This window comes from Natrinema halophilum (assembly GCF_013402815.2).
GTDB lineage: Archaea > Halobacteriota > Halobacteria > Halobacteriales > Natrialbaceae > Natrinema > Natrinema halophilum.
Window position 1 is genome coordinate 905,183 of record NZ_CP058601.1, and the last position, 20,415, is coordinate 925,597.

Below are 20,415 nucleotides of genomic sequence, written 5' to 3' on the forward strand. Positions count from 1 at the left end.
TCAAAGCACGGCTCATCGCTCTATTTCGCGAGTAGCCGCGAGCAACTCGTCGTGAATCGCACCGTTCGAGGCAACCAGACCGGCGCTGTCGTGTCGCCAGCGGTCTCCCTCGAGGTCGGTGACGACGCCGCCCGCCTCGCGGATCAACTGAACGCCGGCAACGGTGTCCCAGGGGTTCGTCCGCAGGTTAGTCATAATCCCTTCGAGCGCGCCCGATGCGACCATAGCCAACTCGAGTTGGGCGCAACCGAACCGACGCATGTCGCCGAACCGCTGGACGAGTTCGCGAGTCGCGGCGGCGTACTGATCGCGTTGATCGAAGTCCCACCAGAAGGTCGGGCAGACGGTCGCAGCCTCCGGATCGTCGCAGTCGCTGACCGATAGCGGCTCGTCGTTGCGAAACGCGCCTTCGGGTCCGACGCGGTACGTATCGGAAAGGGCCGGGCAGACCGTCGCGGCACTGACGGGTTCGCCGTCGACAACTACTGCGACGGCGGTCCCGAACGCGCGATTGCCGCCGACGTAATTGTTCGTTCCGTCGATGGGATCGACGATCCACGCCGGGCCCGATGCCGGGACCTTCTTGCAGGCACCGTCCTCCTCTCCGACGATCGGGTCGTCCGGGTATGCCCCTCGAATCGTCTCGATAACGGTTTTCTGGGCATCCCGGTCGACTTGCGTCACGACGTCCGTCTTGGTTCCTTTGTTCTCGACGGCCAGGTCCGTCCGGAACGAGTCGGCCGCGACAGCTGCACCTTCGTTCGCTGCGCGAACGGCGACGGCCGCGCGACCGGAATCGGAGTCGACTTCACTCATGAGCCATCTTCGGCGACCGGGAGTCAAAAGTGGTCGTACTATCGTTTCTCGGTCCCCCTCAACTCGACGCGACCGAGACCGGTGAACGCGGTGACCGTTACCAGTTTTCCTCCGGCACGTACGGGTAGCTCCAGAGGGTTACCTGCAACACGATCGACTTGAACCAGGCGTGGTACATCTCGTCAACCTCCTCGTCGGTGTGGTCACCCGCCGTGAGAAAGTCGCGAATCGTCGCCGTAATCGGATAGATGAAGGCGACGAGATATCGCATGTCGATGTGATCGACCGCGTCCGCATCGTCGACCTGATTTTTCTTCTCGCGAGTGTGGCGACGACCGATTTCGAACTGATAGTTCAGCCACTCCTCGTCGTACGGCGCGTCACAGGTATCGAGGATCCACTGGCCGAACCGCTCGCGGACCCGCTCGAGATACTCCTCGTCGGGGTTTCCCTCGCCGTCTGTAAAGTAGTACAGCAGGAAGTCGTGGTCACCGACGAAGCCGTACCACAGTTCGAGAACGTCGTCGATCTGTTCCTCGAGGACGTCGCCGGCTCGCCGAAGTGCCTCCTCGTCTTCCTCGTCGAACAGCACCGTCTGCTTCAACCGATCGAACTCGTCCATACTGATCGGTGCATCGGGGATATCGTCCGTTCCGTACGTATACCCCGGTATCTGATCACTGGCCATAGAGTGGGGCGACCTCCCACCGTCGAGAGCATAAACCTGGGTGGGAAATCGGACGAAATCGACCGGTCCGAATCGATGACGGTTCGCATCGCTGGGTTTGGTGCGGTGTCAGTCCGTCAGTCGACCAACGAATCCATCGGTTACGCGTCGCTCAGCGGCTATCAGCAGCAGATATTTGCGAGGGAAGATCGCTCCGTCGGGATCTTCCGCATCTTGCGATGCGAGGGGAGGGAATTGAACCCACGAACTCCTACGAGAGCGGATCTTGAGTCCGCCGCCGTTGACCGCTTGGCTACCCTCGCACGCATCTGAGCCTGAGGCCCTCCCAGAGGATAAATCGTCCGATCCGCGTTCGGTGACGTGTCGGCTAGAAAGACGGAATTACGTGTGACGACTACCGTCGGTTATCGGTATGGTGGGCCTAGACCTCACTCGAGGAGCGACAAATAACCGTGACAGGGCAACGCATTCTGTCGGTTAGGCTGTCGAGTCGATCGAGTCACTCAGTGTTCGAGCTTCGCGTATCGCTCGTTGCAGTTCAGACACTGATAGCCTCCCTCGATGTGGGAGTAGAGGCGCTCACCGCAGTGCTGACACCGGCCGTATGGCTGGGTCATTTCAATCAATGTAGCGTGACGTAACCGAATAAAGGCGGTGCTTACACACTCAACTCCATGGCTACGGGGTCGCAGAATTGACCAGACAGTCCTCCAACTGCTCTTGTCCAGTTTCGGCTCCCTCACCGTCGACGAGCCAACTACACGGGCTCCGATAGAGCAGCCTGTGACCTCGGTCGACAGCTACTCGTCGTGTCTCGTGTCGCCACCGTCCATCGTGACGGCCCGTCAACGACGAGGCGTGCTATGGTCCTCCGATTGCCTCGAGGCCGTCTACTCGAGGTCGACGATTCGTGGATAAAAGATACGGCCCTAACCGACGTAGTGAGAACTGATGCGTGACCATACTCGGGACGATACCGTTGGGCCACCTATTTCGGGGAATCCGGCCGGATGGAACGAGGGGCGGGCGGCGTCGAACGGGTGGGAACACGGGACGCTTCGACGAGCCGTAATCCACGGGATATCTCTCTACAACGTCGGTGAATTTCACGATGCACACGATTGTTTCGAAGCGGAATGGTACAATTACGGAAGAGGGTCCACAGAGAGCACGTTTTTACACGGGATGGTCCAAGTCGCGGCGGGAGCCTACAAGCACTTCGATTTCGAGGACGACGGGGGCATGTCGAGCTTGTTTCAGACGGCGTTGCAGTACCTAGAGAACGTGCCGAGCGATTTCTATGGCGTCGATATTCCTGACGTGAAATCGACGCTCGAAGACGCGCTGGACGACCCATCTGTACTGCACGACTGGCAGATTAAACTCGACGGGACACACCCGGAGGCGTCGGAAATCGATCTCGAATACGCGAGGGAACTCGAGTAGAGACGTATCGCGGGTCGGTCGCCGCCAGGATCGGATGCCACGTACCAGAGGTGCTGCCTTGACGACGTTTCTGTAACGTCATTCCGGGGAAAAGGATCGCGGATTGCAGTTCGTGACGACTTCCGCTTTCGGACGCAGAGACACTGGAAATTCTACCAGGTTGGACGGCAGGAAGCGACATAGGACGGAATCGATTTCCGAGACCAGCGACCTGTGGTGTCACGATTCCGGCACGTAAAGGCCAACCGAATGCCGGCTGTCTCGATACGATAACCGCGTTGGATCCGCACGTCCACTCATCGACGGTTCGATGTGAATATATTATTGTTGATAGCAAGTATTATGGATGAAAGATGGTAACATTTACCAAGAAGATAATCAAGTACATTATCTTCGAAGCGCACAGGGACCGCGATACCGGCGCATCCATCAATACCCAAAAACTGGAGGTTACATGCAAGTCGAGGATGGCAGTTCGAAAGGGGGACAGAGTGGAACAGCAACGTCGTAGATCGGCGAACGTTTTTGCGATGTACGGCTTCCGGGATCGTCCTCGGGGCAGGTGCCACGCACTCAGCGAGCGCAGCGAGCGAGGAATGGACGATCGTTGCACTTTCGGACACGCAGTACTACGCTGAATCGGACAGCCGAATCGGATACGCCCACGACCAGACACGATGGGTTGCAAACAACGTCGATAGCGAGAACATCGCCTTCGTCTCTCACGAGGGCGACGTCGTCAACGCCGGTTGGGAACGAGGTTACATGACGGACGAGCGAAGCGAGTTCCACTTCGATCTGGATTTTGGCGCCAGGTTTGCACGGAAGGGAAGCAGTGGTGGCGGTGGCAACAGTGACGACGAGAGTACTGACACGCGATCTCCCTATGGTGGCTCGCCCCACGAAATACCGGGCCGGATCGAGGCCGAGAATTACGACACTGTGGGAGAAGGCGTGGCGTATCATGAACGGACCTCCGGAAACGAGGGTGGCGCCTATCGTTCTGACGACGTCGACATCGAATCCGCGTCCGAAGGCGGCTACAACGTCGGCTGGATCGAAACCGATGAATGGTGGGAGTACACCGTCGAGGGCTCATCCGGTGGGACGTACGATCTGACAGCGAAAGTTGCTTCGGAGTATACAGGAGGCGATTTCACCGTCGCCGTCGACGGATCGACGGTCGCGGCCAGTTCCTTCGGCGAACCGGCGGCTGGCGAAACTGGACGACGGTCGACCTTGGCAACGCGTCGCTGTCAGCCGGCGAACACGTCGTTCGCGTCACTGCTAACGCGGCCGAGTGGAATTTCAACTGGCTCGAAATCACGGCTACCGACGGTACGGACGGCGGCAACGACACCGATGAGAGAAACGGTACTGACACCGGCAACGACACCGATGAGAGAAACGGTACTGACACCGGCAACGACACCGTCGGAGCTGAAACCATCGAAATCGGCAAGTACGAAATCCGTGATACTACCGGCGACGGCCTGTACAATGACTTCACTGGTGATGGCGAGACTACCCACGAAGACGTCGAGGCGTTCCTCGAACACCTGCGGTCCGACGGTGTCCAGAACAACCCCGAGAAATTCGACTTCAGCGGGAACGGCCAGGTCGACGGCACGGATGTCCTCGAGCTACTTCGACAGGTCTGACTCGAGCAGCGAACCGCTCGGAACCGTCAAACTGGGAACTCCCATCCGCCGTCCTGGATTCGGAATCGATTCGCGTCCGACAGTACATTTACCAGCGGTCGTCTCCAAGCGATTGTGAACCGTGAATTCTCGTTTCCGATCGATCGTACCGTCGACAGCGAATATCCGTTCTCATCCGAGAACCAGTGGGGTTCGAACAGGTATTGAGATCGGCACGACGTGGGGCGCCGATCGCGAGCTGTCGGTCAGACTACCACTACGGATTCCGCCCGCCATGACAACGGGCGTGAAAACTGCTGCTAGCTGGGAGCTACTGACTGATCTGGACCGCAATAGATCGAACCGCCTTTGCCGTCTCAGTCCAAGTAACTGATAATGAGAGTTGCACAGCTTGGGACGGGAGAGCCAGAAATTGCAGTCGTTGCGGGTATCCATGGGGACGAACCATGCGGCGTCCGGGCTGTCGAGCGACTCCTCGATGACCGCCCATCCGTCAACCGCCCAATCAAACTCATCGTCGTCAACGAGGCGGCTCTGGAGCGACGGATTCGGTTCGTCGATGAAGATCTCAACCGCGCGTTCCCGGGTGACCCGGCAGCGACGACCCACGAGGGTAAACTCGCACACGATCTCGTCTCCGAACTCGAGGGCTGTCTGGCGTTCTCGATGCATTCGACGCAAAGCCATGCCGAACCGTTCGCCATCGTCAACGGTGTCACCGAGACGGCGAGAGACATCGTTCCACAACTTCCCGTCACGGCAATGGTCGAGACGAGCAACTTCGCGGAGGGCCGACTGTTCTCTGCTATCGATACCATCGAAGTCGAGTGTGGGCTTCAGGGATCGGAGACGGCTGCCGAAAATGCCGATCGACTGACACGGGCCTTTCTAACCGCTGTGGACGCGTTACCCGGAGATACGGTTCGCCGGGACCTCCCCGTTTACCGGCTCACTGACGTCATCCGGAAGGATCAGGCCGACACCTACGAAGTCTTCGTCGACAACTTCACCGAAGTCGAGCCAGGTGCACCGTTCGCCGCGGCTGACGGTGAAAAGCAGATCGCCGAAGAATCGTTCTACCCGGTCCTCATGTCGTCGAACGGATATCAAGACGTCTTCGGCTACTCTGCCGAAAAAATAGACGTCCTCGAGACGCAGGCTGTGGCGGACTAACTGCTCTCGAAAGCACCTATTCAGTCGCCAACGATTCAATCTCGACGGGGACGGGCGTCCCAGGCGGTTCGAATGCGACGGATTCGTCGACTCCGTTCGGTGCAGTAGCCGTGCCGATTCATCGCGGCGGTACTGCATCTATTTCTGCCATTTCCGTCGATCCGTGCTCGATCGCGACGTGGTCGCGTCGGGATGCTATGAGGCGAGCGGTTGCTCGTCGGAACGAAGCGAGTGCCAGCCCGGGTCGAGGGCTGTGGCCGAAACTCGGCTCCCGCGGGAACGGGGGGCGACGGTTCGGCGAACCGCTCAGTCGTCGGCCGGGGTTGGCGTACCGCGTTCGATATCGATGTTGCCCGCGTCGAGGTCCGCTTCGACGTTCCGAGCAGCCTGTACCATGTTCTTCATCTTGCCGAAGGCGACCTCGCGTGGCAGTAGCTTTACGCCGCAGTCGGGGGAGACGACGAGTTGTTCCGGCGGGACGACCTCGAGACCCTTCTTGATGTTGTCCTCGATCTCATCGACAGATTCGACGTCAGCGACGTGGACGTCACAGACGCCGAGGGCAAGGTCCTTCGTGAATTCGGGATCTTTGAACACGTCGAGTTGGTCGTAATCACCGTTGGCGAGTTCGAGGTCGAACTCGTCGACCGGGAATTCAAGGATCTCGGGATAGATACGGGAGTAATCGCCGTAACAGACGTGGAGGCCGATGCGGACTTCCTCGGGGATGTCGTCGACGATGCGCTCGAGTGCTTCGCCGACGATGGCGTGGTCGTCGGGCGTGGTTGCGAGCGCGGGTTCGTCGATCTGGATGTAGCGTGCGCCGGCGTCGACTAGCTTTTCGATCTCCTCGTTGACGAGATCGGCGAGGTCGTAGGCGAGTTCCTCCTCGTCGTCGTAGGCTTCGTTGAACGACCAGTTAGCGAGGGTGTAGGGCCCCGTAATGGGGACCTTGACCGGTCGATCGGTCGCTGCCGCGGTGAACTCGTACTCGTCGACGAGCCAGCTCTCGTCGTACTCGACTTCGCTGACGACGCTTGGCTTGTCGAAGTAGTTGTGACCCCAGACCTTGACCGGGCCGTTGAACTCGTAGCCCTCGATACGATGGGCGAAGAATTCGACCATCTCGGTGCGGCGCATCTCGCCGTCCACGACGACGTCGAGACCGGCGCGTTCGTGTTCGTCCGTGATGAGCCGGGCAGCGTCGTCTTTGGCTTCTTGCCAGTTCGCTTCGTCGAAGTCGGCGTCGTCGTCCTCGTAGAGTTCCTTCGCGCGGTTGAGCCATTTGGGCTTGGGGTAGGAGCCGACGACGGTCGTCAGCAGGAAGGTGTCGTTCTCGTGATTCTCGGGTCGGAACTGATCTTTGGTTTCCTGTGGGCTCATGCGGCGGTCACCTCCGCGAGGTCTGCGGCTTCCGCAAGGACGTCGAGTTTCTCCACGTACTTGCCGTAGGGCAGATAGAACGTTTCCGTATTGGTCGTCAGATAGACCGTTTCGAACTCGGTCACCTGCAGTTGGTCGTCGACCCAGTCGACTCGGTCCCGGATCGCCTCCGGGTCCTCAACGAGAGTGTTCTGGCCGTCGGCGAGACCGAGTGAAATGTCATCGGTCACCCCGTACTCCTGTACGTTGTAGAGATTGTCGTCCTGGTTGGCGACGAAATCGAAACCGACCGCGTCGATGTCGGCATCGAGCAGGTGCGCGTATACTTTTTCCTCGAGTGCGCCCCAGTACGGCTGGACGACGACGTCTGCGTCGGTTGCGTTTGCGACCTGATCGATCGCATCGCTGGCACGTTCGTCTTCGCCGTCCGTCGGTGCGTTCTCGACCAATGACGGCTCGAGCAGGAACAGGGTCTCGTGGTCGGGGAAGGCCTCAACCTCGCCGGCGAGGAAGTCCCCGATCGCACCGATAAATTCCGCCTCGTTGCCGTAGTGTTCGTCGGTCGCGAGATCCGCGAGCGAGTACGGACCGGGGAGGACGGCCTGCAGATCGTCGGTCAGTTCGGCCGCCGACTCGAGTTCCGAGGCGACGTCACCGGAGAACTCGAGATCACCGTCGACGACGGGTTCGCGGTAAAAGTTGTTGTTGTCGTAGTAGCGGACGATCCCGCGCGTTTCAACGGCGTCGTGGACTGCGAGCGGGTGTGCGAGCATGTCGTCCCAGCGGAGTTGGCCCTCGACGACGCGGTCGAGTCCCGCCTCGATCTGTCCCTCGATCACTTCCTCGCGGGCCGCATCGTAGGCCGCGGTGATCTCTTCGCCCTCGTCACCGCTGACGAGATCGTGTTTCTGGTGGCCTTTGAGGTCCGAGAGGTCGTCTTTCGCCCAATCCGGGAGCGGATACAGTCCCGGCGTGGTCGAAACGTACTCAGTCATCGTAGACCTGGCTAGGCTATACCGACGCTTAATATTTTCCATCCATCGTAATACTTCACAGTAATCATTGCGGCATCCGATAGCCGAATCGGGACGGCCTGGGAGTTCGAAATCCGTCTCCGACGGCCGCGTTCGTATTCGCCGGTATTCCGCTCGCCGTCCGAAGCCTCTCCGTGCGACAAAAACATCAGTTCCGCCGACAGAACCGTCGGCGTGATCCGAATTAGCCCGGTGAGCCGCGTTGTCGCGTATCATCGGGCGCATTGTTGCTGTATCGCCGCACGAGAACCGCAAACGAGTATTCGGCGCGCTCACCCCCTCGTCGTTCGCGGACCGTCGGCACCGCTTACCGAAGCAATTCGAGGACTGTTAGCGTCTCGAAGGGGAACGATTCATCGGCGATGGCGACGGCACTGAACCCTTCCTCGCCGGCGCGTCCGACGACATCGTCGACGCCAGTGAGGCTACTGACAAGCAGATAGACGACGCCGTCGGGAGCGAGAACGCGGTCGACCGTCTCGAGAAACGGATCGATGACCGCGCGGCCGTCTTCACCGCCGGACAGCGCACGTTCCATCCAGTCGTCCCACTCGTTTTCGGGATCGGTCGGGAGATACGGCGGGTTGAACACCACGGCGTCGAACGTTCCGTCGCGAAACGGCGCGACGAGGTCGGCCCGCACAGTCTCGACATCGGTGCGGCGGGCTTGTCGTACTGCCCACGGGTTTACGTCCGATGCGATAACCCGGGCGTCCGTTTCGTCGGCGATCCGTCCGGCCACGAAGCCCGAACCGGTGCCTACTTCGAGAACCAGCTCGTTTTCGCCCACCCGATCACAGGCCGCTCGAGCCAAGAGCGCGGAGTCTTCGGCGGGCTGGTAGACGTCCGGCTCCCGGTCGCGTCTATCGTCGAGCCCCATCAGTTCTCCTCCGGAGTGGTCATCCGGTGTTCCTGTCTGGCTTCGTCACTGCCGTTCTCGCCCGTCTGGCTCCCCACACTCCGCTCCTGTTCGTCGGCGATCCGGAACCCGCCGGTTTCGGCTCGTCCTGAGAGTTCCCGCTGTGGGAACGGGATCGTAATGTCTTCGGCTTCGTACGCTCGTTTGATAGCGCCAATCGCTTCAGTCCGCGCCCGCCAGTATCGCCTTGCACTCGGTTTATCGATCCAGAACCGAGCTGAAAGAACGACGGCTGAATCGCCGAAGGACTTGGTAACGACCTGGGGTGCCGGCGCGGAAAGCGCCTGTTCGATGTCGTCGATTGCGTCTTCGGCGAGGGTGATCGCCCGATCGACGTCGGTTGCATAGTCAACGCCGACTTCGATCTCGAGGCGCAGGCGGCCTCGCTTCGAACGATTGGTTACCATGCTCGAGGCGATGACGTCGTTGGGGATCATGATGTACTCGCCGTCGAACGACCGAAGTTGCGTGTTAACGATCGAAATGTCGGTGACGACTCCCTCGTTGTCCTCGACTTCGATCCAGTCGCCGATCTCGAACGGCCGCGCGAACATCAGCACGAAGCCCGAGAGCATCGTTCCCAGGGTCTGGCGAGCGGCCATGCCGACGATGATACCGAGGAAGCCGGCACCCACGAGGAGGCTCCCGAGATCCTCGATCCAGACGCCCAGCACGACGACGAGCGAGACGGACCAGATGATCACCTGCGAGAGGCGATGAGTGACTTTCCGCTGGTGGGCCGTCACGGCGGACGATGAACCGAATACTTCCTCGATCAATCGGCGGACGAATCGGGTGATGATCACCGTCACGACGATGAGAAGGAACGAAAAGATCGCACGCGGAATGACGTTACTGTTCAGATCGAGTTCCGAGTACAGCTGCTGAACTTCTTCCATGCGCCCCCAGACACCCGTCACGACGCCGAGGCACACGAAACAGATGCCGATGAGCAAGGTCATCGAGATGACGTCGGCGTAAAGCGGCTTCGTCCGTTGGCAAACCCACGCGTGGAATCGTCGATAGGAGAGAAGAACCGAGACTACGATCGCAACCGCAACGAGAGAGACTGCGAGTTTGAGGGTGGCCGACGGAATCGCTTCCGACAGCCAGTCGAGTCCCGTCAGTAATCCGGACATATGATCGTCCCTACAACCAATCGTTCGCGCAGCTTTGAGTATTCGTTGGTCAGCAGGCAGGGTCCGTTCGTCCGGCCCGAGACTCCGGTGCGATCCGCTCGAACCGACTCGTGGAGCCCGCCGGAACCGTCTCGTGCGACCCGCTCGAACCGACTCGTGCGATCCGCTCGAACCGACTCGTGGAGCCCGCCGGAACCGTCTCGTGCGACCCGCTCGAGTCGCTACCAGAGGTTACACGGCATCGGGATTGCCGACGTCCCGCGCAAGTCGGGCCAACGCGGCGAACTCGGAGGGCGCCATCGCGCCGGCCCGTTTCTGTAGAACGGCATCGTCGGCCGCGTCGACGACGGCCTCGGGGTTTCCCAGCCTGGAAATATGCGCCGTGTTCCGGATCGCGTTGCGGATCGTCTTCCGGCGCTGGGTGAACAACGCCTTGACGAATCGCAGGAAAAATTCATCGTCGTCGACTTCGTACCCGGGCTCGCGCGGAACCGCTCGTACCACCGCGCTCCGGACCGCCGGCGGCGGGGAGAACGCTTCGTTCGGGATCGATTCGACCAGTTCGACGTCAGCGTAGTGCTGACTCGAGACCGAGAGCCGGCCGTATTCGCTCGTGCCGGGCTCGGCGACCATCCGCTCGGCGAATTCCTGTTGGAACATTAACACCAGCGGCTGCTTTCGGGGAAAAAGTCGAAACGCGATTTCGCTCGAGACGCCGTACGGCAGGTTCGACACCGACGCCGAAAAGTCCGGAAGGTCGACGTTCAGAGCATCACCTTCGATCACCGTAAGGGTGCCAGCGTCTATCTCCCCTGCGAACTCCTCGCGAAGAAAATCAGCGAGAACGGGATCGCGCTCCACGACGGTCACCTCGTCGGCGACCGCGAGCAGTCGGTCCGTCAGCGCCCCCGTGCCGCCACCGATCTCGAGCAGGTGACGCGTATCGGCGTCGATATCATCGAGATAGGTCGGCAACCGGTCCAGAACACGATCGTCGACGAGAAAGTGCTGGTCGCGGTCCGGATCGCCACGGACGCCGGCACGCGCGATCAACCCGTCTGGATCTCTCATTGCCGCTGCTAGGTTCGGGGCGAATGTAAACGCACCGTCTCGTCGTTCGGGGCACGGCCCACTGCTTCCGAACTGCAGGTTCGACTCGCGGCCGCACCTGGACGTCTAGTTCGGCGTACGTCCTCCGGCAGGGATTCCGTCTCCCCACCCACGTTCGCCCAGCCGATGCACTCGGAGAGTGCACAAGAGGCGACCTCGTTTCGCTCGAGGGAACGATGCTCGTTCCGACCGAAACCGACATCGGACCCGACTGGGGAACCGCCAGCGCGTGCCGCGATGCACCCGACTCGAGGCCGGCTTCATCGGTGTCGCGGTCGCAGTCCGGTTTACTGACCCTGATCCCCGTCTTGCAGCGACGGATCAGCGACGAGAGGCCGGTCGGAACGCCGATAGGTTCGCGGCAGATGGACGAAAAATGGAACGCGTTCTTTCACGCTGCAGCAGTCGATTCCTCTCCGACGACGCGCCGCTCGGCCGACCCGACCGACAGCAACGCGACGCCGCTTACGAGCACGTTGATTCCGAAAAGCGTTCCAATCGCCCACAGTGCGGTCGACGGCCACCCGGCCCATAGCAAGCCCGCCAGAAAGATTCCGATCACGCCGCTGACGGCGATCCATAGCCCGTTCGCCTCACGAGGCATGCTCAGCCCTGCACCTATTTCGACGATTCCGCCGACGAACAGGTATGCGATTACGAGCAGCGTCAGCGTCGTCAACCCCAGTACCGGGTTCGCCAGTAAGCCGATTCCGGCGACAACGTAGACTACCGCGAGGAGTAACTGTATCGCACTTCCCGTCCATCCGGGTACCGAAAACGCGTGGGCCACGTGGGCGAATCCGCCGACAACGAGTAACGCACCGAGGATCACCGACAGCGACACGCCGGTGACAAACGGGAACAGGATCGCCAACAGGCCGAGGACGACCAGCAAGAATCCGCCGCCCGCCGGGATTCGCCAGTCTTGATCGGGATCGATACCGGTCCTCTGATTCACTGAAGCGTCTACCATTTCGTTCCACCCCATATAAAATACGATGCTCAGATCCGTAAATACCACTTCACGCCGGACAACAGTTCTCCAACCGCGACCTGTCGGCGAAAAATGCTCCGCTCCAGACGGGTCGGTTCGCCATCGCGGATGCGAGCGTCCGAATTACCACGGTCGCCTGTCGACTGCGGTCGGTACTCGAGGCGGTGTACTCGACCATGGCGCACTCGATCGCGCCGGTATCGGCTTCGATCTCCCCCTCTCACTAAGGTCGTCGAACTCGATATCCACACCATGGCACCCCCGATACGGCGGCTCATTCTCGATGTGATGAAGCCACACGAACCCGACATCATCGAATTTGCGGAAGTCGTTGCCGGCTGCACGGGCGTCTCCGGGGTCAACGTCGCACTCGTCGAGACCGATCGTGTCGTCCAGAATCTCAAGCTGACGATCGAAGGCGACGCCATCGATGCCGCGACTATCGAGGGGGCCATCACCGATCTCGGCGGAACGGTTCACTCGATCGACGGGGTCGCATGCGGTGAGCGACTGGTCGACGAGCGAGACACGCCCCAGGACAACTGATACGGTGAGACAGTGGCCTCCCTTCGCACACTCCTCGCTGACGAGGACGTCAGGTCGATCTCGCGTCGGTATTTCATTTCAAACGGATTCGACGGGACGTTGACGAGCATCGGGGTCGTCGTCGGCGCGTACCTATCGGGGGTCACCGACGGATTCACCGTGTTCACCATCGGTCTGGGGGCGGCCGTCGGTCTTGGGACGTCCGGCGTCTGGAGCGTCTGGGAGATCGAACGAGCAGAGAAACAGGCCGAGCTGATGCGAATCGAGCGCGCTATGCTAACCGACCTGCAAGACACGACACTCCGCGATCGTCGTGAAGGCGCGCGAAAGATCAACGCCGTCGCGAGCGGAATCGGTCCGCTCATCGGAATCATACTCCCGCTGTTGCCGTTTCTCGCTCGAGGCGTCCTCTTCTCGCCGCTCGAGGCCACGATCGTGGCAGTCGGAATCGGTGTGGTTGTCCTCTTTACGTTCGGGGCGTATCTCGGCTCGATTTCGAAACAGAACTGGATCGTCGCCGGGGTCCGTATGGGGCTGGCGGGAATCGTCGTTGCGGTTCTCAACCTGTTCTTACCCGGGTGATGGCTGATCGCGAAGGTCGCAATGATAGCTCGAGAAATCATGTTCGAGATTGAACTGTCCGCTGAAGGCGGACGCTCGAGTTCGCTCTATGGTCGAACCGTACTTTGCCTCGGCAGTTCAGTTATCGGGTCAGTATCGAACAGATGAATGACGTTTCAGTCGGAGTGTCATGGCGATGTCGGCTACTCATTATGGTGCTCGTTGTGGGATGGAGGCATACAGATGCCAGTCGAAAACCTCGCTCGAAGCAACGTGGTTACGGCCGCGACCGACGTTTCGATTGACGACCTTGCATCGATCATGATTGACGAGGCTGTCGGCAGCGTCGTCATTACGGACGACGGGAAACCCACCGGTATCGTCACCGATCGCGATTTAGTAGCGAACGTCCTCGCGGAGAAAACCGATCCGGACGCGGTGGTGGCAGAAGACGTGATGTCGGAAGATCCGTGCACGATCGAACACGGCGCTGGCTTCTACCAGGCGACCGAACTGATGAGCGAACACGGCATCCGACGACTCCCTGTTACGGATTCCGACGGGGAACTATCGGGAATCCTCACAATCGACGACCTGAACGAACTGCTCGCCGACGAACACCAGGAACTTGCGGGGGTCATCCGGAAACAGCGACCGCCGTACTGAGTTTCCGCCGTCGGTCCCGGATCGGCCTGTCGCCTCACTTCTGAAGACCCTCGCGACCGAGTAGTCCGATTCGCGACGGAAACCGGCGGAGATCGACGACTCGGACGGGAACAGCGGTGCGACGTCGGTCGTCGCTCGTGTCCGTCTCGCCCGATCCGACTCGACGGGTTTGTAGAGTGCAGTAACGGGGTTGCCGATCCGACACCCGAAGTGGCACGCCAAACTGGCGCTGACGGCGATCACGACCGGCTTTCGTGTCCCTCCGATCGTCAGAAGAGGCGGAGTTCACGCCAGCAGACAGTATTGAATACATTGGACAATATGGGGAGAGGAGCCAGGCGTTCCACCGAGGAAGAAGGCCAATTTCGGCCCCGATCATGGACCAAATCGTTCTCAGTCGATCCCGGTGCGATACGATATTGCATGGAATACACAAAACCTTTAAATCATTCCAATTCGTACAGGGGAGTGATGGCAACTGATGCATACGACGGCGAAGCCGGACAGTCGATCGACGAACCGCTCCATATCGAGAGCGGAAGCCACCTCGATGATGTCGCAGACGAGCACGACGTCGTTCTCGTCGACTTCTACGCTGACTGGTGTGGTCCCTGCAAGATGCTCGAGCCAGTCCTCGAGAGACTGGCCGGCGAGACCGACGCCGTAATCGCGAAGGTCGACGTCGACCAGCACCAGCAGCTCGCGGGTGCGTACGGCGTCAGGGGCGTCCCGACGCTCGTCCTCTTCGCGGACGGCGAACAGGTCGAACAACATACCGGCGCACTGCCCGCTGACCGACTTCGCAGTCTGATCGAGGGATATACCAACGAATGAACGAGCATGCGACAGAATCCGAGACTATCCACGACGTGATCGTCGTCGGCTCCGGCGTCGCCGGGCTCTCGGCTGCGGTGTACGCCGCACGAGCCGATCTCGAGCCGCTGGTCCTCGAGGGCCCGGAGCCAGGCGGTCAGCTAACGCTTACGACCGACGTAGAGAACTACCTCGGCTTCCCCGAGGGAGTCGGCGGCATGGAGTTGATCCAGCGTGGAAAAGACCAGGCTCACCGCTTCGGCGCCGAGTTCCGCCACGGCAGCATCGAGAGCGCGACGTTCGACGAGCGGCCGTTCGAACTCGACCTCGCGACCGGTGACACGCTTCGAACCCGTGCGCTGATCGTCGCGACCGGTGCGAGCGCCCGCTGGGTTGGAGCCGAGAACGAAGACGAACTGATGGGCTACGGACTCTCGACGTGTGCGACCTGCGACGGTGCGTTCCACCGCGGCGACGATGTCCTCGTGATCGGTGGTGGCGACAGCGCGATGGAAGAAGCGCTCTTCCTGGCGAAATTCGCCGACAGCGTAACGATCGTTCACCGCCGTGACGAGCTGCGCGCATCGGACATCATGGCCCGCAGAGCCCGCGACCACGAGAAGATCTCGTTTCGCTGGAACACCGAATTGCTCGAGATTCACGGCACACAAGACGGCGGCGTCACGGGGGCAACTCTCGTCCGGCACCCGGACGGCCGACCGAAGAAGAAACTCGAAGCGGGCGCGAATGTCGAGTACGACGAGGTCGACGTCGGCGGCATCTTCTATGGCGTCGGCCACGTTCCGAACACGGATTTCCTCGCGAACACCGCCGTCACACTCGACGACTCCGGACACCTGCGGACGCTCGACGGGCGGACGACCGAAACTTCGGTCGACGGCGTCTTCGGTGCCGGCGACGTGATGGACCCCGAATACCGACAGGCAATCACTGCCGCCGGAACCGGAAGCATGGCCGCTCTCGACGCAGAGGCATGGCTCGAGGAACGAGCGATAGCGGGGACACAGTCCGACGCCGTTACCGAGGTGCCGGCTGACGATTAGCGAAACTCCGAGAGAATCGACCCAGTGGCTCCCTGTCTCTGAAATCCGTCGCTGAAAGGACAGCACCGTACGTGGTGAGTGACTGCTGGCAATTCCAGGCAGACCTGTAACTTATATGTCTCGGCCGGTGGTGGATGGCCCCGCCCATGTACGATACCATCCTCGTCGCGACGGACGGGAGTGACCCCGCAACTCGAGCTGCCGACCACGCAATCGATCTCGCGTCGTCGTTCGACGCCGATCTCTATTCGCTTTACGTCGTCGATACGCGGCGATACGGAAGCTCGATGATGTCGAACGCAGATTCTGTCGCCGAAGATTTGAAAGAGCGGGGACAGGAGATTCTGACTGATATCGCGTCTCGGGCAGACGTCGATGTAACGACTGAGGTGCGAAGCGGACAACCCTCTCAACAGATCGGTGAGTACGCAGACGAAATCGACGCTGATCTGCTCATTATTGGTAACCGCGGTCTCACTTCCGGTGGTGAAATCGGAAGCACCGCAGAACGAGTCGTTAGATACGTCGACCGACCGGTGATCACGGCCTGAGGGTGGACACATGCGCGCCAGATTCGTCCGAGACCGACCCTCGAAGTTAATGATAGAGAGCGAGAACCGGCACCTATGACGTTCGTCGTTCCATTTGATGGATCACCGCTCGCAGAAGCCGCCCTCGTCAGAGCCGCCGAATACGGGGACGCACTCGAGGAGTTCGTGACGGCCGTCTCCGTGGTCCCCGAACGAAAGCGGTACGCGAGAGAGAAAGGGTGGATCGGTGACGATGAGACGTACGACGTCGACTCCGTCGTGGAGCAACTTCGTGAACAGGTTCGATCGATCGCCCCCGATGCGACGTTTGAACACGAACGAATCCGCGAGTTCCCGCCGGAATCCCAGTTAGCCGATCACATCGAGCGGCTGGTTCTCGACCACGATCCGAGCGTCGTGTTTCTCGGCAGCGACAACGTCGGCCGCGTCGTGACGCCGCTGACGAGCGTGGGGGTTCACGTGGCCGCCGAGGAAGCGTACGACGTTTTCATCGTCCGACATCAACATCCGCCCAGACTCGACGCGATCGAACCACACGCGGACTTCTACGACGACGAGAACACCTCGTCGTAGGCCTTCGATGGCGCTTCCAACTCGGTCGCCGCCGGGTCATGCCGTCGTTCGTTCGATTGCGGCGAGGACGTTCGGGATGAGTTCACAATCGTAATATCGTATCGTCTCGCTACAGGCGTCGTAGTCGATGAGACCGCTATCCTCGAGGGAGGGGAAGTGATTGTGCTCGAGTTCCAGGGCCCATTCGTCGGCGGTCATCGCCCCGGACGTCGGGAGCGACTCGATGAGCGATTCGCGAGCTAATGGGTTTTTAGACGTCGATTCCATAACCGTGATCACCGTTCGGCGACGGGAATATGCGAGCAGCGACAGGATATCGTCGACATTACACGTACATCTGACGGCTCCGTCAGAGCGGTAGATATGACACTCACACATGATTTTCGGCACTTCAGTTATCGAGGTCATCGGATAAAGGCCCTCAGCGTGTTCCCACGGGATGAAAGCATCTGACAGAACGGACTGTTCGTCGAGTCTGATCGACCCGGTCAGCAGATCGGTTGTGGACGAGGGACACTATTATCGGTCCGATCGTCGTCCACAACCGCGTGCGCTATCTCGAGATCACGGTTCCGAACGGGCGGCGACGGGCCGTCATCGATATCCTCGAAGCGGAAGGTATCGATTACGTCGTCAGCGACGAGACGAGCGACAGGGGGTATACAGCTGTCATTCGCTTCCCGCTTCCGACGCGAGCCGTCGAACCGGTACTCGATCGGCTCGCGGAGGCCGGGATCGACGAGGCTCGTGTCGTCGTCATCGACGCAGAAGCCGTCATCTCTCGCGATTTCGACGATCTGCTGGATCGCTACAGCCACGGTGGGACGGGTGAACGAACCTCCAGACAGGTCCTACGGACGAAGGCCGATGAGCTCACACCCGCGTTTTCTACGTACGTCGCGATGTTAATTATCAGCGCGATCGTCGCCACGGCGGGCTTGCTATCGAACTCGCCCGCGGTCGTCGTCGGTTCGATGGTCATCGCACCGCTGGTCGGTCCCGCGCTGGCTGCCAACGTCGGTATCGTCACCGCCGACGACGACCTTCGGACGACGGGGTTTCGCTATCAACTCGTCGGCATCGTCATCGTCATCGGGGCCTCGACCGTCCTCGCGCTTCTCGCTCGACTCGCCGGCCTCGAGCCAGCGGGAATCGACATCGTGGTCGTCACCGAACTGGAAGAACGAGTTTCGCCAAACCTCCTCTCGCTTGCCGTCGCGCTGGGTGCCGGCGTCGCCGGTATCATCAGCCTCACGAGGGGGTTCTCGGAGGCGATCGTGGGGGTGATGATCGCTGCTGCACTCATTCCGCCGGCGGCCGCCACCGGCATCACCGCCGCCTGGGGAATGAACGGCGCGGCGATCGGCGCGTTCGTCCTCGTCGTCGTCAACGTCCTGTCGATCAACGCCGCTGCACTGGTCACGCTCTGGGTCGCCGGATATCGGCCGCAGGGATTGTTCGAGGTGTCGCCCTCGCGCAAGCCAACAGTCGCGTACGCGGCGGTTTTCGGAATCGCACTGCTGGTGCTGACCGCACCCCTCGCAGCCATCACGCTGATGGAAATACAGACGACACAACTGAAATCGACCGCCGAGGAAGAGGTTGCGGAAGTCGTCGATGGTTCACAGTACACTGCCGAGGAGGATTCGGTCGAGGTAATCCTGAACGACGACTACCCGATCCAGTCGATCGACCGCGTCGTCGTCACGGTCTCCGGGCGCGAACCCGGACCGGCTCCGCCGCTTGGCGACCGGATTTACGAGAATATTTCGGCCCACGTCTCGGGCCAGCTCGTCGTCGAGGTGCAGTACGTCGTCTCCGAACGGTACGAGAACGGTTCCGGGGAGCGAATGGTCGTCAACAGCACCGGCGACAGGTCGCACCGATCGCTCTCGGGTCGCCAAGCGGCGGCCGTCGGCGGGCTGTTCGTCGACGAAAGGGTCCGTTTCGCCCGGCAAACCTCCCCGCGCATCCACAGACCGATATCGGGGGGTTAGTCCATCGTCTCTCGACCTGCGACAGCCACCGGCTCGAGTTCGTAGAGTTCGAATTCGACGTCTTCGATCGCTTCGTCGAACAGGCGAAACGGCGGGAACCACTCGTTGAGCGTCTCCTCGTCGACGTCGCGGTTCGACCGGGTAACGGGGCCGCGGATGTGAACGCTCCACGATTCGTCTGTCGATCCCCCGTAGCGGACGAACGTGGCGGTATCGGTGGTCTCCAGGTAGCGACGCTTCTCCGCGTCGTTGTCGTGGTAGCTCACGCGAAGCAGGATGCGCTCCCCGTCGTATCGATAGCTCAACGGGACCGCGTACGCGTCGTCGCCGTCCGCAAGGGCGAGGACGCCGTGATCGCCGGTTCGCAAGCGCTCCGTGAGGTCTGATTCTTTCATCCCCTTCGTGTAAACGTAGTCGGCGTGTTCCATACCGTCCGAACGAGGCGGAGAGATAAGTACGCTCACCTGCCACGCTCGCGCTCGGAGTCGATCACCGCTTGCGACCGACGTGAACGATCAGCGCCATGAGCAGTGAGCCAGGCAGAATCACCGCGATGCTCCACGTTAACAGCCGTCTCGTCGCGTTCGGATATTCCGCGGCGAGGGGAACGAAGAGACGAAGGTCGAGGACGACGACCAGAAGCGTTCCGACCATGTCGAAGACGAGGTCTAACGCGGTGTCGCGCCAGCCGTAGTGAACGAGAACCGGTTCGACGTCGTATCGTTCCCCGACGTCGCGGGCGACGAGTTCGATCAGTTCCCAGAAGACGCCGACGGCCACCATGATCAGGATCGTCAGCACCACGACACCGCCTGACGATCGACCGACAGCAGCAGTGTTTCGAGCAACGACGATGAGACCAGCGTAGACCAATGCGGCGACGAGCATCGCCGAGACCGTATGCGTAAGCGAATCCCACCATCGGATGGAATCGTACGGTCCTAACATGCCGATCGAGTGCAGAAATCCTGCGACGGCGATCCACAGCGGGAGTTCCGGACCGACGCTGACAGTGGCCGAAGTCGCCTCTCGAGCGACAACCTCGACGAGCAACGGCAGGAAAACGGCCGCAAACGACACGACCGCGTTGACGGCTGCGGCGATATCTCGTCGTCGAATCGCCTCGAGCAAGATCACGAGAATACCGCCCTGCAAAATCGTTACTCCGAGCGATGCGAAACCGGAAATGAAGACCATTCGTTAGCACGAATCACTGTCCCGAAGCTACTATAGTATTTTTGAGCCGATCGACGAGATCAAATTCGAGCGACCGCGGGTTCG

General features: G+C 60.6%; 22 protein-coding genes, 1 tRNA gene and 1 pseudogene. 12 read left to right on the forward strand and 12 right to left on the reverse strand.

Features of this window, described 5'->3' with window-relative positions; all coding sequences use genetic code 11:
* Window positions 1-12: 12 nt before the first annotated feature.
* From HYG82_RS25145 to HYG82_RS25155, 3 genes are all read right to left on the reverse strand, one after another.
* On the reverse strand, window positions 13-816 hold the full coding sequence (locus tag HYG82_RS25145) for an inositol monophosphatase family protein (RefSeq protein ID WP_179259861.1): 804 nt from the start codon (window positions 814-816) through the stop codon (window positions 13-15).
* Window positions 817-913: 97 nt separating this feature from the next.
* Window positions 914-1,504 (reverse strand): protoglobin domain-containing protein, encoded by a 591-nt coding sequence (locus HYG82_RS25150; protein ID WP_179259862.1) that lies wholly within the window; start codon window positions 1,502-1,504, stop codon window positions 914-916.
* A gap of 219 nt (window positions 1,505-1,723) precedes the next feature.
* Window positions 1,724-1,806 (reverse strand) — tRNA-Leu (locus HYG82_RS25155).
* Between the two features lie 649 nt (window positions 1,807-2,455).
* On the opposite strand from HYG82_RS25155, the gene HYG82_RS25160 reads away from it, so the two are divergent.
* From HYG82_RS25160 to HYG82_RS25175, 4 genes and pseudogenes are all read left to right on the forward strand, one after another.
* Window positions 2,456-2,950: a DUF309 domain-containing protein gene (locus HYG82_RS25160; protein WP_179259863.1), complete on the forward strand. Its 495-nt coding sequence runs from the start codon at window positions 2,456-2,458 to the stop codon at window positions 2,948-2,950.
* A 765-nt stretch (window positions 2,951-3,715) separates the two neighbouring features.
* A pseudogene (locus tag HYG82_RS25165) lies at window positions 3,716-4,075 on the forward strand (hypothetical protein); the annotation flags it as partial.
* Window positions 4,021-4,611, forward strand: a complete 591-nt coding sequence (locus HYG82_RS25170) for a carbohydrate-binding domain-containing protein (protein ID WP_235217822.1) — start codon at window positions 4,021-4,023, stop codon at window positions 4,609-4,611. The pseudogene HYG82_RS25165 and the gene HYG82_RS25170, both read left to right, overlap by 55 nt.
* Before the next feature lie 375 nt (window positions 4,612-4,986).
* Window positions 4,987-5,784, forward strand: coding sequence for a M14 family metallopeptidase (locus HYG82_RS25175; protein WP_179259864.1), 798 nt, complete (start codon window positions 4,987-4,989; stop codon window positions 5,782-5,784).
* A gap of 306 nt (window positions 5,785-6,090) precedes the next feature.
* Here the strand turns inward: HYG82_RS25175 and HYG82_RS25180 are convergent, their stop codons facing one another.
* The 6 genes from HYG82_RS25180 to HYG82_RS25205 all read right to left on the reverse strand — a co-directional run bounded on the left by HYG82_RS25180 (window position 6,091) and on the right by HYG82_RS25205 (window position 12,342).
* Window positions 6,091-7,167 (reverse strand): methionine synthase, encoded by a 1,077-nt coding sequence (locus HYG82_RS25180; RefSeq protein WP_179259865.1) that lies wholly within the window; start codon window positions 7,165-7,167, stop codon window positions 6,091-6,093.
* Window positions 7,164-8,162, reverse strand: a complete 999-nt coding sequence (locus HYG82_RS25185) for a 5-methyltetrahydropteroyltriglutamate--homocysteine methyltransferase (RefSeq protein ID WP_179259866.1) — start codon at window positions 8,160-8,162, stop codon at window positions 7,164-7,166. The genes HYG82_RS25180 and HYG82_RS25185 overlap by 4 nt, the downstream gene beginning before the upstream one ends.
* Window positions 8,163-8,508: 346 nt before the next feature.
* A complete protein-coding gene (locus HYG82_RS25190; protein ID WP_179259867.1) occupies window positions 8,509-9,081 on the reverse strand; it encodes a HemK2/MTQ2 family protein methyltransferase in 573 nt (190 codons plus the stop codon).
* Window positions 9,081-10,259 (reverse strand): mechanosensitive ion channel family protein, encoded by a 1,179-nt coding sequence (locus tag HYG82_RS25195; protein ID WP_179259868.1) that lies wholly within the window; start codon window positions 10,257-10,259, stop codon window positions 9,081-9,083. The genes HYG82_RS25190 and HYG82_RS25195 overlap by 1 nt, the downstream gene beginning before the upstream one ends.
* A gap of 231 nt (window positions 10,260-10,490) precedes the next feature.
* The gene (locus HYG82_RS25200) at window positions 10,491-11,330 is read right to left on the reverse strand and encodes a 16S ribosomal RNA methyltransferase A (protein WP_179259869.1); all 840 of its coding nucleotides are present in this window, start codon (window positions 11,328-11,330) and stop codon (window positions 10,491-10,493) included.
* A gap of 430 nt (window positions 11,331-11,760) precedes the next feature.
* On the reverse strand, window positions 11,761-12,342 hold the full coding sequence (locus tag HYG82_RS25205; protein ID WP_179259870.1) for an HdeD family acid-resistance protein: 582 nt from the start codon (window positions 12,340-12,342) through the stop codon (window positions 11,761-11,763).
* Between the two features lie 273 nt (window positions 12,343-12,615).
* On the opposite strand from HYG82_RS25205, the gene HYG82_RS25210 reads away from it, so the two are divergent.
* The 7 genes from HYG82_RS25210 to HYG82_RS25240 all read left to right on the forward strand — a co-directional run bounded on the left by HYG82_RS25210 (window position 12,616) and on the right by HYG82_RS25240 (window position 17,137).
* Window positions 12,616-12,909, forward strand: coding sequence for a DUF211 domain-containing protein (locus HYG82_RS25210; RefSeq protein WP_179259871.1), 294 nt, complete (start codon window positions 12,616-12,618; stop codon window positions 12,907-12,909).
* A 12-nt stretch (window positions 12,910-12,921) separates the two neighbouring features.
* Window positions 12,922-13,491 carry a VIT1/CCC1 transporter family protein gene (locus HYG82_RS25215; RefSeq protein WP_179259872.1) on the forward strand — a complete coding sequence of 190 codons (570 nt, stop codon included), beginning with the start codon at window positions 12,922-12,924 and terminating at the stop codon, window positions 13,489-13,491.
* Window positions 13,492-13,713: 222 nt separating this feature from the next.
* Entirely contained in the window at window positions 13,714-14,136 is a 423-nt protein-coding gene (locus HYG82_RS25220; protein ID WP_179259873.1) for a CBS domain-containing protein, read from the forward strand.
* Window positions 14,137-14,607: 471 nt separating this feature from the next.
* Window positions 14,608-14,970: a thioredoxin gene (gene trxA, locus HYG82_RS25225; protein ID WP_179259874.1), complete on the forward strand. Its 363-nt coding sequence runs from the start codon at window positions 14,608-14,610 to the stop codon at window positions 14,968-14,970.
* Window positions 14,967-16,013: an NAD(P)/FAD-dependent oxidoreductase gene (locus HYG82_RS25230; RefSeq protein WP_179259875.1), complete on the forward strand. Its 1,047-nt coding sequence runs from the start codon at window positions 14,967-14,969 to the stop codon at window positions 16,011-16,013. The genes trxA and HYG82_RS25230 overlap by 4 nt, the downstream gene beginning before the upstream one ends.
* A gap of 146 nt (window positions 16,014-16,159) precedes the next feature.
* A complete protein-coding gene (locus tag HYG82_RS25235; protein WP_179259876.1) occupies window positions 16,160-16,564 on the forward strand; it encodes a universal stress protein in 405 nt (134 codons plus the stop codon).
* Window positions 16,565-16,639: 75 nt separating this feature from the next.
* The gene (locus tag HYG82_RS25240) at window positions 16,640-17,137 is read left to right on the forward strand and encodes a universal stress protein (protein WP_179259877.1); all 498 of its coding nucleotides are present in this window, start codon (window positions 16,640-16,642) and stop codon (window positions 17,135-17,137) included.
* A 36-nt stretch (window positions 17,138-17,173) separates the two neighbouring features.
* Here the strand turns inward: HYG82_RS25240 and HYG82_RS25245 are convergent, their stop codons facing one another.
* Window positions 17,174-17,404: a hypothetical protein gene (locus HYG82_RS25245; RefSeq protein WP_179259071.1), complete on the reverse strand. Its 231-nt coding sequence runs from the start codon at window positions 17,402-17,404 to the stop codon at window positions 17,174-17,176.
* A 281-nt stretch (window positions 17,405-17,685) separates the two neighbouring features.
* Here HYG82_RS25245 and HYG82_RS25250 point away from each other — a divergent pair, with 281 nt between their 5' ends.
* Window positions 17,686-19,134, forward strand: coding sequence for a TIGR00341 family protein (locus HYG82_RS25250; protein ID WP_179259878.1), 1,449 nt, complete (start codon window positions 17,686-17,688; stop codon window positions 19,132-19,134).
* Here the strand turns inward: HYG82_RS25250 and HYG82_RS25255 are convergent.
* Together HYG82_RS25255 and HYG82_RS25260 are read right to left on the reverse strand one after the other, a co-directional pair.
* A complete protein-coding gene (locus HYG82_RS25255; protein WP_179259879.1) occupies window positions 19,131-19,562 on the reverse strand; it encodes a pyridoxamine 5'-phosphate oxidase family protein in 432 nt (143 codons plus the stop codon). The two genes, HYG82_RS25250 and HYG82_RS25255, sit on opposite strands and share 4 nt — an antisense overlap.
* A gap of 61 nt (window positions 19,563-19,623) precedes the next feature.
* The gene (locus HYG82_RS25260; RefSeq protein WP_179259880.1) at window positions 19,624-20,331 is read right to left on the reverse strand and encodes a DUF2238 domain-containing protein; all 708 of its coding nucleotides are present in this window, start codon (window positions 20,329-20,331) and stop codon (window positions 19,624-19,626) included.
* Window positions 20,332-20,415: the final 84 nt, after the last annotated feature.